Origin of the sequence: Streptomyces sp. NPDC093586 (assembly GCF_044764905.1) — a bacterium.
In the GTDB taxonomy this organism is placed as follows: Bacteria; Actinomycetota; Actinomycetes; order Streptomycetales; family Streptomycetaceae; genus Streptomyces.
In genome coordinates, this window is the sequence record NZ_JBIWJA010000020.1 from 117,096 (window position 1) to 130,452 (window position 13,357).

At 71.8% G+C, this 13,357-nt stretch carries 7 protein-coding genes; 3 read left to right on the forward strand and 4 right to left on the reverse strand.

Going from position 1 to position 13,357, the window contains the following annotated elements; genetic code table 11:
* Positions 1-57: 57 nt before the first annotated feature.
* From ACIRFH_RS21580 to ACIRFH_RS21590, 3 genes are all read right to left on the reverse strand, one after another.
* Positions 58-5,010, reverse strand: a complete 4,953-nt coding sequence (locus ACIRFH_RS21580; protein ID WP_403523076.1) for an NAD-glutamate dehydrogenase — start codon at positions 5,008-5,010, stop codon at positions 58-60.
* Positions 5,011-5,685: 675 nt separating this feature from the next.
* On the reverse strand, positions 5,686-6,354 hold the full coding sequence (locus ACIRFH_RS21585; protein WP_403523079.1) for an HAD family hydrolase: 669 nt from the start codon (positions 6,352-6,354) through the stop codon (positions 5,686-5,688).
* A 99-nt stretch (positions 6,355-6,453) separates the two neighbouring features.
* The gene (locus ACIRFH_RS21590; RefSeq protein WP_403523082.1) at positions 6,454-6,966 is read right to left on the reverse strand and encodes a DUF6912 family protein; all 513 of its coding nucleotides are present in this window, start codon (positions 6,964-6,966) and stop codon (positions 6,454-6,456) included.
* Positions 6,967-7,329: 363 nt separating this feature from the next.
* Here ACIRFH_RS21590 and ACIRFH_RS21595 point away from each other — a divergent pair, with 363 nt between their 5' ends.
* Positions 7,330-8,235, forward strand: a complete 906-nt coding sequence (locus ACIRFH_RS21595; protein WP_403523085.1) for an Rv3235 family protein — start codon at positions 7,330-7,332, stop codon at positions 8,233-8,235.
* 157 nt (positions 8,236-8,392) lie between these two features.
* On the opposite strand, the gene secA is transcribed toward ACIRFH_RS21595, so the two are convergent.
* Entirely contained in the window at positions 8,393-11,239 is a 2,847-nt protein-coding gene (gene secA, locus ACIRFH_RS21600; RefSeq protein WP_403523087.1) for a preprotein translocase subunit SecA, read from the reverse strand.
* Positions 11,240-11,516: 277 nt separating this feature from the next.
* On the opposite strand from secA, the gene ACIRFH_RS21605 reads away from it, so the two are divergent.
* Positions 11,517-12,086: a GNAT family N-acetyltransferase gene (locus ACIRFH_RS21605; RefSeq protein WP_403523090.1), complete on the forward strand. Its 570-nt coding sequence runs from the start codon at positions 11,517-11,519 to the stop codon at positions 12,084-12,086.
* A gap of 95 nt (positions 12,087-12,181) precedes the next feature.
* Entirely contained in the window at positions 12,182-13,357 is a 1,176-nt protein-coding gene (locus ACIRFH_RS21610) for a winged helix-turn-helix domain-containing protein (protein WP_403523092.1), read from the forward strand.

A 13,357-nucleotide genomic window follows, 5' to 3' on the forward strand; every position in this document is an offset into this window, starting at 1 on the left:
CGGGTCCGACCGACCCGGGGCGCCTTCACGCACTACGCCGTTTCACGCGCTACGCCGTCACGAGTGCGTCCGCAGCAGCGTCCGCATCGTCCGCATCGCCACCGACAGGTTGGAGAGGTCGAAGGCGTCCGAGCCCTTGATCTCCTCCAGCGTGGTGCGGGCCCGGCTGAGGATCGCCGCGTTCTTCTGCTCCCACAGCTCGAACCGCTGCTCGGGCGTCGACGTGCCGTTGCCCGCCGCCAGCACGTCCGCGGTGAGCGCCGCGTGCGCCGCGTACAGGTCCTCGCGGATCGCCGCGCGGGCCATGGACTGCCAGCGGTCGGCGCGGGGCAGGTCGCTGATCCGGTCCATCAGCTGGGTGATGCCCAGCCGGTCGGCGACGTCGTAGTACACCTCGGCGACGTCCAGCGGTTCCTTGCCCATGCGGTCGGCCACCGAGACGATGTCCAGCGTCGGGAAGGCCGAGGAGAACCCGGCCACCCGGGTGGCCGGCTCGTCCGGGACACCGGCGGCGGTCAGCTCGTCGTAGATGTGCTGGTACCACTCCGCGTCCGCGCCCCGCAGCAGCTTGGGCAGCTGCGCCCAGACCTGCTCGACGCGCTCGGCGAAGAAGTCCACCGTCTCGGCGAGCTCCAGCGGCTGCGGCCGGTTGTTGAGCAGCCAGCGCGTGCCGCGCTCGACCAGCCGGCGCGAGTGCAGCCGGATGCGGGTCTGGACGGCGGCCTCGACCTTGTTGTCCAGCTCCTCCACCGCGTCCCACACCGGGGCGGCGCGGAAGATCGCCCGGGCCGCGGTCTGCGCCCGCACGATCTCCTCCAGCGACGCGCCGGTCTCCTCGCGCATCCGGTGCAGATACGTTGTACCGCCCGTGTTGACCGTGTCGTTGACCAGGACCGTCGTCGTGATCTCACGGCGCAGCGGGTGGCTGTCGATCTGCTCGAGGAACTGCTCGCGCAGCGCCGTCGGGAAGTAGGCGTGCAGCAGACCGCGCAGGTACGGGTCGTCGGGCAGCGAGGTGTGCAGCAGCTCCTCGGCGACCGTGATCTTCGTGTACGCCAGCAGGACGGCGGTCTCCGGGCCGCTCAGGCCCTGTCCGGCGTTCAGGCGTTCGCGGATCTGGCGGTCGGTGGGCAGGAACTCCAGGGCCCGGTCCAGGCTGCCCTCGCGCACCAGGTGGCGCATGAAGCGCTGCTGGGCGTGGAGCATGTCGTTGGACTGGGCGAGCGCGTTGGCGATCGCCGTGTTCTGCGCGTAGTTGTTGCGCAGGACCAGCGCGCCGACCTCGTCGGTCATCTCGGCGAGCAGCTTGTTGCGCTGCTTGACGGTCATGTCGCCGTCCTTGACGAGACCGTTCAGCAGGATCTTGATGTTCACCTCGTGGTCGGAGGTGTCCACGCCCGCGCTGTTGTCGATGGCGTCCGTGTTGATCCTGCCGCCGTTGCGGGCGAACTCGATCCGGCCGAGCTGGGTCAGGCCCAGGTTGCCGCCCTCGCCGACGACCTGGACCCGCAGGTCCTTGCCGTCGACGCGGATGGGGTCGTTGGCCTTGTCGCCGACGTCGCCGTTGGACTCGGTGGACGCCTTGACGTACGTGCCGATGCCGCCGTTCCACAGCAGGTCCACCGGGGCCGTGAGGATCGCCTTCATCAGCTCGGCCGGGGTCATCTTGGTGATGCCGGCCTCGATGCCGAGGGCCTCGCGGATGTGGGCGTTGACCGGGATCGACTTGGCCGTGCGCGGGAAGACGCCGCCGCCGGCCGAGAGCAGCTCGGTGTCGTAGTCCTCCCACGAGGAGCGCGGCAGGTCGAACAGGCGGCGGCGCTCGGCGTACGAGACGGCCGCGTCCGGCGTCGGGTCGATGAAGATGTGCCGGTGGTCGAAGGCGGCGACCAGGCGGATGTGCTCGGACAGCAGCATGCCGTTGCCGAACACGTCACCGGACATGTCGCCGATGCCGACGACCGTGAAGTCCTGGCTCTGGGTGTCCACGCCCAGCTCCCGGAAGTGCCGCTTGACGGACTCCCAGGCGCCGCGGGCGGTGATGCCCATGCCCTTGTGGTCGTAGCCGGCCGAGCCGCCGGAGGCGAAGGCGTCGCCGAGCCAGAAGTTGTACGACTCGGCGACCTCGTTGGCGATGTCCGAGAACTTCGCGGTGCCCTTGTCGGCGGCGACGACGAGGTAGGTGTCGTCCTCGTCGTGCCGGACGACGTCCGCCGGGTGCACGACCTCGCCGGCCACCATGTTGTCGGTGATGTCCAGCAGCGCCGAGATGAACGTCCGGTAGCTGGCGATGCCCTCCGCCAGCCAGGCGTCGCGGTCCGCGTTCGGGTCGGGCAGCTGCTTGGCGACGAAGCCGCCCTTGGCGCCGACCGGCACGATGACGGTGTTCTTCACCATCTGCGCCTTGACCAGGCCGAGGATCTCGGTGCGGAAGTCCTCACGGCGGTCGGACCAGCGCAGACCGCCGCGCGCGACCTTGCCGAAGCGCAGGTGCACGCCCTCGACGCGCGGCGAGTACACCCAGATCTCGAACGCCGGGCGCGGCGCGGGCAGGTCGGGGATGGCCTGCGGGTCGAACTTCATGGAGACGTAGTCGTGCGGCTCGCCGTCGCTCGTCCGCTGGAAGAAGTTCGTCCGCAGCGTCGCCTTGATGACGGTGAGGAAGGACCGCAGGATCCGGTCCTCGTCGAGCGACGCCACCTGGTCGAGGGCCGCGTCGAGCTCTTCGAGCAGGGCGTCCACGATCTCGTGCCCGGCGCGCTGCCGGCCCGGCGACATCCGCGCCTCGAACAGGGAGACGAGGAGGCGGGTGGTGTGGACGTTGTTGCGGAGGGTGTCCTCCATGTAGTCCTGGCTGAAGGTGGAGCCCGCCTGCCGCAGGTACTTGGCGTACGCGCGCAGCACCATGGCCTGCCGCCAGGTCAGCCCGGCGCTGAGCACGAGGGCGTTGAAGCCGTCGTTCTCCGCCTGGCCGGTCCAGGTGGCGGCGAAGGCCTCCTGGAACCGCTCGCGCGCGTCGTCGCCGAGGTACTCGCCGGCGACGGCCTTCGGCATGCGCAGACCGAAGTCGTAGATCCAGGCCGTCGTCCGGTCCGCGCAGCGCAGCTCGTAGGGACGCTCGTCGGTGACCTCGACGCCGAGCCGGCTGAGCACCGGCAGCACCTGCGAGAGGGAGACCGAGCCGCCCTTCTGGAAGATCTTGAACCGGCGTTCCTCGGGCACGGCGCCCACCGGCTCGTACAGGCTCAGCGCGAACGACCTGTCGTCGCCGAGCCGCTCCAGGTGGGCGAGGTCGGCGACCGCGGAGCGCGGGCCGTGGTCGGCCTTGTAGCCCTCGGGGAAGGCCGACCCGTAACGCCGCATGAGCTCCGCGGAGCGCTCCTCGCCGAACTCGGCGGTCAGCGCCTCGGCGAACCCGTCGGACCAGGAGCGGGCGGCCTCGACGAGGCGGGCCTCGATGCGCTCCTTGTCGGCGTCGGACAGCTCCGGCAGCTCGGTGCCCTGCGGGACGCGGACCACGAAGTGCAGCCGGGACAGGATCGACTCGGTGTTCCAGGCCGTGAAGTCGACGCTGGTGCCGCCGAGCTCCTCCTTGAGGATGTCGATGATCCGCAGCCGGACACCGGTGGTGTAGCGGTCGCGGGGAAGGTAGACCAGCGCCGAGTAGTAGCGGCCGTACTCGTCCTGGCGCAGGTAGAGCCTGAGGCGGCGCCGCTCCTGGAGGTAGAGCACGGACGTGACGATGGGCTCCAGCTCCTCGACCGGGGTCTGGAACATCTCGTCGCGCGGGTAGGTCTCCAGGATCTGGAGCAGGTCCCGCCCGTCGTGGCTGTTGGGCGAGAAGCCGGCCCGGTCCAGCACCTCCTCCACCTTGCGCCGGACGACCGGGACGCGGCGGACGGACTCGGTGTAGGCGGCGGAGGAGAACAGGCCGAGGAAGCGGCGCTCACCGACGACGTTGCCCTGCTCGTCGAACTTCTTGACGCCGATGTAGTCCAGGTAGGACGGCCGGTGCACGGTGGCGCGGCTGTTGGCCTTGGTCAGCACGAGCAGCCGGTGCTCGCGGGCCTTGGCGCGGGCGTCGGCGGGCAGCCGCTCGAAGGACGGGCTGACGGGGTGGCTCTCGTCGGTCGCGTGGTGCGGGTCGGAGCGCAGGATGCCGAGGCCGGTGCCGGGCACGGCCGCGAGGGAGTCGTCGCCGCGCAGCTGGTACTCGCGGTAGCCCAGGAAGGTGAAGTGGTCGTCCGCCAGCCAGCGCAGCAGCTCACGGGCCTCCTCCACCTCCTGCGGGCTCAGGTCGCCGGGGGCGGGCTCGGCGGGCAGCCCCTCGGCGATGCGGACGGCCGCGTCGCGCATCTTGCCCCAGTCCTCGACGGTCTCGCGGACGTCGTTGAGGACGCGCAGCAGATCGGCGGTGATCTGCTTCAGGTCGCCGCGGTCGGTCTCGCGGTCGATCTCGACGTGGATCCAGGACTCGACGTGCGCGTCGTGCGGCAGGTCACCGGTGGGCGGACCGGCGAGGACCTCGACGAGCTTTCCGGTGACGTCGCGGCGGACGACGAACTGCGGGTGGACGACGACGTGGATGCCGCGGCCCTGGCGGGTCAGCTCGTTGGTCACGGAGTCGACGAGGAAGGGCATGTCGTCGGTGACCACCTCCACGACGGAGTGGCTGCACGTCCAGCCGTTCTCCTCCACCGTCGGGGTGTGGACCCGCACGTTCGCGGTGCCCTGCGGGCGGTTCTCGGCCAGCCGGTAGTGCGAGACGGCGGCTCCGAAGACGTCGACCGGGTCGCGGTCGGTCAGGTCCTCCGGGGCGGTGTGCCGGTAGTAGCGCCGAAGGAACGCGAACACGGACGCGTAGTCCGGGGTGTCCTGGGTCCCCGGAGCGCCCGGAGTGCCCTCGTCCGTCGTCCCAGTCGGTAGGTGCCCCCCGACCGGGCTGTTCTCAGCTACCCGCGCGGCCCTCTCGAGCAGCTCGGCCTTGGCTTCGTCCAGCTTGGTCTGCATTGTCCTCTGGCTCCTGTCGCGCGCCGTTGCGTGACGTAGAAGGAAGTACGGTCTCCTGCCTTCCGACGTGACGTCGAGACGCGGGGTGTCCGGTCTGCTCCGACGCTATGCCGCAAGGTGAGAGGAGCGGGGGCATATCGGCCGATGTCGACGCGCCCGCCGGATGTGATGTCGCTCTCGCGGTCACCGTCCGGGGAGTGCGCGGCGCCGTACCGGGGGCCTTCGATGCCCCGTCCCGCCCGCGAAGACCAGCGACCGCCGCCCGGTCACGGATGATGTCCGTGCTCGCCGGGCGCAGGGCAGGGGCGCCGATGCCCCCGCGAGCTATCGCGCTGATCACGCCACAAGGCTATCGCCCCCGACGGGGCATCCGTCACGAGCCGCATGTGTACAAAACAGAACCGAGAACTTGGACGTAGTGCACAGCCCGGCCGTCATAGCTGCGGGCAGTCGTGCCTCCCCCGGTGCCTGAACGGCCTGGGAGGCACCTCCAGGGGCGATGGGGGAGGGTACCCCTTCGGGGGGGCACCCCGTCGGCGCCGGGCCACGCGCCCCGCCCCCCGGCCGGCACCCGCACCGGACGCCCCTCACCCGAGGACACCCGCACCGGACGCCCCTCACCTCACGGCACCCGGACCTGACGCCCCTCACCTCACGGCACCCGGACCTGACGGCTCACGCCGCCAACCGCTCCGCCTCCACCACGGCCTCCCCCAACGTGTCCACCACCGGCACCCCCACCCCCACGAGACTGGCCCGGCTGTGCGACCCCCCGGTGTACAGCACCGCCCGCGCCCCCGCGTGCAGCGCGGCCACCGCATCGTCCGCGGCGTCCCCGATCACCACCGTACGAGCGGGATCCACCACCGAGCCCAGCGCCGCCAGATGCCGCACCATGTGCTCGGCCTTGCTGCCCCCGGAGGGCCCGGTCCGCCCGTCCACGCGCAGGAAGTGCGCCTCGATCCCGAGCCCCCTGACCAACGGCACGAGCTCCTCGTGCCCGTACATGCTGAGGATCGACTGGCTGCGCCCCGCCGCCCGCCACCCGGCGAGCAGCTCCGCCGCCCCCTCCGTGAGCCCGCACCGCACCCGGTGCTCGGTGTAGTACCGGTGGAAGGCCGCGTCCATGGCCTCCCACTCGGCGTCCGTGGGCATCCGCCCCATCAGCCGCTCGTAGAACTTCGGCACCGGCACGCAGTACAGCGCCCGGTACTGCTCGAGCGTGATCGGTGCCAGACCGAACTCGGCGAACGCCGCGTTCGTCGCTCCGACGATGGCGTCGTTGTCGTGGAACAGCGTGCCGTTCCAGTCCCAGACGATGTGCGTCCCTGTCCGCGTCCCCATGCCGGAAAACGTACCCGGCGCCGCTGACAGTCAAGACGGGCCGGGGGACGTGGACGGCCGGCGGGGGCGGCCGGCGGGGGCGGCCGGCGGGGGCGGCCCTCAGCCGTCCGCCCCGACGAGGTTCGGGATCTCCTGCGTCGCGTACCAGAGCAGCTCGTGGTCCTCGGCCCCCTCCACGACGGACCGGGCGTCGCCGTCCCCGCCCTCGGCCGCCGCGAGGGCCTCGGCCGCGGCGGCCACGTCCGGCTCCGCGTCGGCGGAGTCCACGTGCACCGCGGCCGCCTTGGCCAGCGGTACGGCCCCGTCGACCCGCACCTCGCCCGGCGTCGCCTCGGCCCCCCGGTCGGGGCCGGCCGACACCGTGCCGTCGGGCACGTCGGCCGCGACCACGACCCGGCGCCGCGCGGCCCCGGCGTCCGCCGCCAGCAGCCGCAGCGAGGCCAGCGCGGCACGGCTCAGGGCGGCGTACTCCAGCTCCTCGATGTCGTCCGAGAGGACCCACTCGCGGAGCGCCGGCGTGACGGCGTAGGCGGCGAGCGGCCCGGCCCCCAGGTGCCCCGCCCTGTGCGCCTCGGCGAGACCGGAGAGGGTCAGGGGGACATAGACGCGCATGACGGGCCGCTTTCGTGGTCGGGAATCGGAGGACAGGAACCGGTGGTCGGGAACGGGTGGCCGGGAAGGGGCGGTCAGAAACCGTCCCGAAGTCCGCCGGAAGGCCATCAGGATACGTGCGGCGTCCCCTTTCGGGCGCCCGCCAGGGGTGGCGGACGCGTCCACTTCCGTCCCCGGAACTCACCCGGTACGCCCGCCCCGTTCCGGCCGTTCCCATGATCCCGGCCACTCGGATAGGTGAACCTCCCGGCCGCCCCGTCCCGGCCCTCCGCCTCCTTGCCGCCGCCGCCCGCCTCCCCGTACAAGATCCCCGACCATGAAGTTACCGCCCGGTATCGCCCGGGTCGCCGAACGGGGAACCCCATGCAGCCCACACCGACCATGCCGCCCCTGCGCAAGGTCATGACCAGGATCCGCCCGACCTCCCCCATGCCCGTGTCCGGCGCCGTCGCCCTCCCGCCGCCCCGCCCGGCCGGCGAGGTGCCCGTCCGCGTCCCGGCCGCCGCCGAGGGCGTCCCCCTCGCCCCGGAGGACACCGCGCCCGGCGCGGGCACCGGCACGGCCTCCCCCGGCGCACCCCGCGGCGTCGCCGTGCCCCGCACACCGGGCGGTGCACCGCCCCGCAGGCCCGGTGGAAGCGGCGTCCGGACCGCGGCACCCGGCGGACGGCCTCCGGGCTCCCCGGGCCGGTCCGCGCGCGCCCGTACGAGGCCGGCCGACACCCGTCCGGCGACGGCCCGCCCGGGCGGCACGGCCAGGGCGGGCGCACGCGCGGCCGCCACCGTCCCGGACCTCGTCCCGGCCGCCGCCCGCCGGATCGCCGCATCCGCCGAGACCCCGCCCACGGCCGTCCCGGCGGTCTCCGCCGCCCCCGCGGGGACGACCGCCCCGGTCGTCCCCGGCCGGACTCCCCGCCGGCCCGTCCCGCAGCTCCGTCCCACCGACCACTTCGCGGAACTCCTCCTCGACGTGCTCAGCGGCCGGCGCCCCGTGCACTCGATGCTCCGGCACACCGTCGGCCGCGCCTACGACGAACTGGCCCGGCTCGCCGAACGCGGCCCGCTGCGCACCCGCGGCACCCTTCCCGTGGTCCGCGACATCGGCTACTACGAGGCACGCCCGGGCGCGCTGGAGGTCTTCGCCCGCATCGGCGCGGGCGACCAGCTGCGCGCCATGGCCTTCCGTCTGGAGCAGGGCCGGGACCTGCGCTGGCGCTGCACCGCCGTGGAACTGGGCGGCCACCGCGGGCCGCAGACGGACGACGACTGACCGCCGCGCGCGACACCCCGCCGGGGCGCAGGGCGGCGGAGCGGCCGAACCAGGCACTGAGCAGGCGCCGCGCGGTCACCGGACAGGCCGAAGGGCCGGGCACCCCCAGGGGTGCCCGGCCCTTCCCGCCGCCACGGCGCCTCGAGGCGCCACGGCGTCACTTCTTGCGGCGCCGCCCGCCCTTGGCCTGCTTGCGGCGCTCCGCGCGCGTGAGACCGTCGGACGGGGTCCGCGCGGGCTCCTCGTCGGTGGCGAAGTCGCCCTCGATGACACCGCCCTCGCCGTCCACGGTCGGGGCGGAGAAGTGGAGTTCCCTGCGCTGCGGCGCGTCGAGCCCCTTGGCGCGGATCTCCGGGCGCGCGCCCGCCTGGGCCGGCACGGCGTCCTGCGGGGCCTTCTCCAGCGAGGGGGCGGTGTCCTCGACGGGGACCTCCTCGACCTGCTGCTCGACCTGGACCTCCAGGTTGAACAGGTAGCCGACGGACTCCTCCTTGATGCCCTCCATCATGGCCTGGAACATGTCGAAGCCCTCGCGCTGGTACTCGACCAGCGGGTCCTTCTGCGCCATCGCGCGCAGGCCGATGCCCTCCTGGAGGTAGTCCATCTCGTAGAGGTGCTCGCGCCACTTGCGGTCCAGGACCGAGAGCACGACCCGGCGCTCCAGCTCGCGCATGATCTCGGAGCCGAGCTGCGCCTCCCGCGCCTCGTACTGCTCCCGGATGTCGTCCTTGACGGACTCGGCGATGAACTCGGCGGTCAGTCCGGCCCTGTCGCCGGCCGCCTCCTCCAGCTCCTCGACGGTGACCTTCACCGGGTAGAGCTGCTTGAAGGCGCCCCACAGACGGTCGAGGTCCCAGTCCTCGGGGAAGCCCTCGGCGGTCTCGGCCTGGACGTAGGCGTCGATCGTGTCGTTCATGAAGTGGTGGATCTGCTCCTGCAGGTCCTCGCCCTCCAGGACGCGGCGCCGCTCGCCGTAGATGACCTCGCGCTGCCGGTTGAGCACCTCGTCGTACTTCAGGACGTTCTTACGGGTCTCGAAGTTCTGCGTCTCGACCTGCGACTGGGCCGACGCGATCGCGCGGGTGACCATCTTGTTCTCGATCGGCACGTCGTCCGGGACGTTGGCCATCGCCATGACGCGCTCGACCATCTGGGCCTTGAAGAGGCGCATCAGGTCGTCGCCCAGGGAGAGGTAGAACCGGGACTCGCCCGGGTCGCCCTGGCGGCCGCTGCGACCGCGCAGCTGGTTGTCGATGCGGCGCGACTCGTGGCGCTCGGTGCCCAGCACGTAGAGGCCGCCGAGCTTCTCGACCTCCTCCTTCTCGGCCTTGACCGCCTGCTCGGCCCGCTCCAGGGCGGCGGGCAGGGCCGCGGCCCACTCCTCGATGTGCTCCTCGGGGTCGAGACCCCGCTGGCGCAGCTCCGCCTCGGCGAGGTCCTCGGGGTTGCCGCCGAGCTTGATGTCCGTACCGCGGCCGGCCATGTTGGTGGCCACCGTCACGGCGCCCTTGCGGCCCGCCTGGGCGACGATCGACGCCTCGCGCTCGTGCTGCTTGGCGTTCAGCACCTCGTGCTGGATGCCGCGCTTGCTGAGCTGCTGCGAGAGGTACTCGGACTTCTCGACCGAGGTGGTGCCGACGAGGATCGGCTGGCCCTTCTCGTGCTTCTCCGCGATGTCGTCGACGACCGCCTCGAACTTGGCGACCTCGGTGCGGTAGATCAGGTCCGACTGGTCCTTGCGGATCATCGGCCGGTTGGTCGGGATGGGCACCACGCCGAGCTTGTAGATCTGGTGGAACTCGGCGGCCTCGGTCATCGCCGTACCGGTCATGCCGGACAGGCCGGGCAGTTCCTTGCCGTTGTGGTCGTGGCGCTTGTAGAGGCGGAAGAAGTTCTGGAGGGTGATCGTGGCGAGCGTCTGGTTCTCGTCCTTGATCTCCACCCCTTCCTTCGCCTCGATCGCCTGGTGCATGCCCTCGTTGTAGCGCCGGCCGGCGAGGATACGTCCGGTGTGCTCGTCGACGATCATGACCTCGCCGTCGAGGACGACGTAGTCCTTGTCCTTCTTGAAGAGTTCCTTGGCCTTGATGGCGTTGTTCAGGTAGCCCACGAGCGGGGTGTTCACCGACTCGTAGAGGTTGTCGATGCCCAGCCAGTCCTCGACCTTGCTGACGCCGGACTCGTGGATGGCGACCGTGCGCTTCTTCTCGTCGACCTCGTAGTCGCCGGTCTCCTCGATGCCCTTGAGCGGGTTGCCCGGCTCGCCCTTCTTCAGGCGCGTGACCAGTTTGGCGAAGTCGGCGTACCACTTGGTGGCCTGGTCGGCCGGACCGGAGATGATCAGCGGCGTACGGGCCTCGTCGACGAGGATGGAGTCGACCTCGTCGACGATGGCGAAGTTGTGGCCGCGCTGGACGAGTTCGTCCTTGGACCACGCCATGTTGTCGCGCAGGTAGTCGAAGCCGAACTCGTTGTTCGTGCCGTAGGTGATGTCGCAGGCGTACATCTCGCGGCGCTGGGCCGGCGTCTGGTTGGCGAGGATGCAGCCGACCTCGAGCCCGAGGAACTTGTGGACGCGGCCCATCATCTCGGAGTCGCGCTCGGCCAGGTAGTCGTTGACCGTGACGATGTGGACGCCCTCGCCGGAAAGAGCGTTCAGATAGGCGGGCAGGGTGCCGACCAGGGTCTTGCCCTCACCGGTCTTCATCTCCGCCACGTACCCCAGGTGCAGGGCGGCACCGCCCATGATCTGCACGTCGTAGTGGCGCTGGCCGAGGACGCGCTTCGCCGCCTCGCGGACGGTGGCGAAGGCCTCCGGCAGCAGATCGTCCAGGCTCTCACCGTCGGCGTAACGCTGCTTGTACTCATCGGTGAGGGCCCGCAGCTCGGCGTCGGAGAGGTCGACGAAGTCCTCTTCGATGGAGTTGACCTGGTCCGCGATGCGGTGCAGCTTGCGCAGGATCTTGCCTTCGCCTGCACGCATGATCTTCGAGAGGACGGACACGGGGGGTGGTCTCCTTGCCGGTCGGGCCTGGGACGGTCGGTTTCCATGTACTGATTGAGCAACGGCCATCGTATGCGAGGACCCCGCCGCCCCGGGAGGCCTGCCGTGGTGGGGACCGCGCGCGCCTTCGTCCTGCTTCCGGTCGCCGTCACCGGGTTCAACGGGCGAGACCTGCGGATGGTGCCGCCCCCGCCGACCAAATACGCGGAAAGTGACGGCTCGGTCACGCACGGCAAAAGGATGGCGTCCGCCGTGGGGCGCCTCGCAGAATCGGCCGATGGAACCCCTGACGCTCACCACCGACCGCCTCGTCCTGCGCACGGTCGGCCCCCAGGACACCGAGGCCGTGTACGCCGCCTGCCAGGATCCCGACATCCAGCGCTGGACGACGATCCCCTCGCCCTACCTCCCGGAGCACGCGCGGGGTTTCACGGAGCGGTCGGTCCCCGACGGCTGGGCGAACGACTCGATGTTCACCTTCGGCCTCTTCCTGCCCTCCGGTGACCTGGCCGGCATGCTCGGCGTCACGATGCGCTCCCCGGGCGTCGGCGAGATCGGCTACTGGGGCACCAGGGAGCACCGCGGGCGCGGCTACGTCACCGAGGCCGCGTCCGCCGTCGCCCGCTGGGCCTTCGGTCGGCGGGCGATCGACCGCCTGGAGTGGCGCGCCGAGGTCGGCAACACGGCCTCCCGCGCGGTGGCCGAGCGCGTCGGCTTCACCCTGGAGGGCACGTTGCGCTCCGCGATCACCAACAACGGCACACGCCGCGACTGCTGGATCGGCTCCCTCCTCCCCTCGGACCTCTCCCTCCCCTCCACCACCCCTTACCTCCCCGCCCGCCTCTGAGCCCGGGCCGCCACGGCCGCGGGCAGTCGTGCCGCCGGGGCCACGCGCCCCACCCCCACCCCCGCTGTCAGACCCACCCCCTATCGTGCGAACGCATGACGACCCTCCCGCCCCCCGCCACGGAACTGTCCGCAGACGAGGCACGCCGCCTCGCCCTCCGCGCACAGGGCTTCCTCGGTGCCCCCGACCGCCGCGCCGGTGTCCGCGGCGTACTCCGAGACCTGGGCGCGGTGCAGCTCGACACGATCTCCGTCCTCGCCCGCTCCCACGAGCTCGTCCCGTACGCCCGCCTGGGCGCGGTGGGCCGCGGCACGGTCGAGAAGGCCTACTGGACGGACACGCACGCCTTCGAGTACTGGTCCCACGCCGCCTGCGTCCTCCCCATCGAGGAGTGGCCCCACTTCGCCTTCCGCCGCCGCGCCTACCGCAACCGCCCGCACTGGAACCACCACCTCCCCGACGGTGTCTACGACCAGGTCATCGAGCAGCTCCGCGCCGAGGGCCCCCTCACCGCGACGGACCTCGGCGGGGCGAAGAAGACCAGCGACTGGTGGGACTGGTCGGGCACGAAGGTCGCCGTCGAGCGCGCGCTCATGTACGGCGAGGTGGTCTGCGTCGAACGCCGCGGCTGGAAGCGCGTGTACGACCTGGCCGAGCGCGCGGTCCCGGACGCACTGCTGCGCGACGAACTGGACGACGCCGAGTGTCTGCGCCGACTGGTCCGGCTGGCCGGCCGCGCCCTGGGCGTCGGCACGCGCGCGGACATCGCGGACTACCACCGCCTCAAGGGCGAGCAGGTCGACGCGGTGATCGCCGACTCGGGCCTGGTCCCGGTGACGGTGGAAGGCTGGGGCAGGCCCGCCTGGGCGGACCCGGCGGCCCTGGAGACACCCCCGCGCGGCCGTCACCGCACGACGCTGCTGTCCCCGTTCGACTCCCTGATCTGGGAACGCGCGCGCACGGAGCGGCTCTTCGGCTTCACCCACCGTCTGGAGGCCTACGTCCCCAGACAGAAGCGGGTGCACGGCTACTTCGCGATGCCGGTCCTGGCCGGCGGACGGCTGGTCGGCCGGGTGGATCCGGCGCGTGAGGGCCGCACGCTGGTCGCCAGACAGGTCACCCTGGACGGCCCCAAGGCGGTCCCGGCGGTGGCCCGGGCCCTGGTCGAGGCGGCGAGCTGGGTGGACTGCACGGACGTACGCGTGGAACGGGTCGACGCGCCGGACCTGCGCGAGCCGCTCACCAGGGAGCTGTCACCCCTGCTCGCCTGA

Bases quoted from the DNA above. Each gene is read 5' to 3' on its own strand.
- ACIRFH_RS21580 (WP_403523076.1), bottom strand. From the start codon at position 5,010: ATGCAGACCAAGCTGGACGAAGCCAAGGCCGAGCTGCTCGAGAGGGCC.
- ACIRFH_RS21585 (WP_403523079.1), bottom strand. From the start codon at position 6,354: ATGGGGACGCGGACAGGGACGCACATCGTCTGGGACTGGAACGGCACG.
- ACIRFH_RS21590 (WP_403523082.1), bottom strand. From the start codon at position 6,966: ATGCGCGTCTATGTCCCCCTGACCCTCTCCGGTCTCGCCGAGGCGCAC.
- ACIRFH_RS21595 (WP_403523085.1), top strand. From the start codon at position 7,330: ATGCAGCCCACACCGACCATGCCGCCCCTGCGCAAGGTCATGACCAGG.
- ACIRFH_RS21605 (WP_403523090.1), top strand. From the start codon at position 11,517: ATGGAACCCCTGACGCTCACCACCGACCGCCTCGTCCTGCGCACGGTC.
- ACIRFH_RS21610 (WP_403523092.1), top strand. From the start codon at position 12,182: ATGACGACCCTCCCGCCCCCCGCCACGGAACTGTCCGCAGACGAGGCA.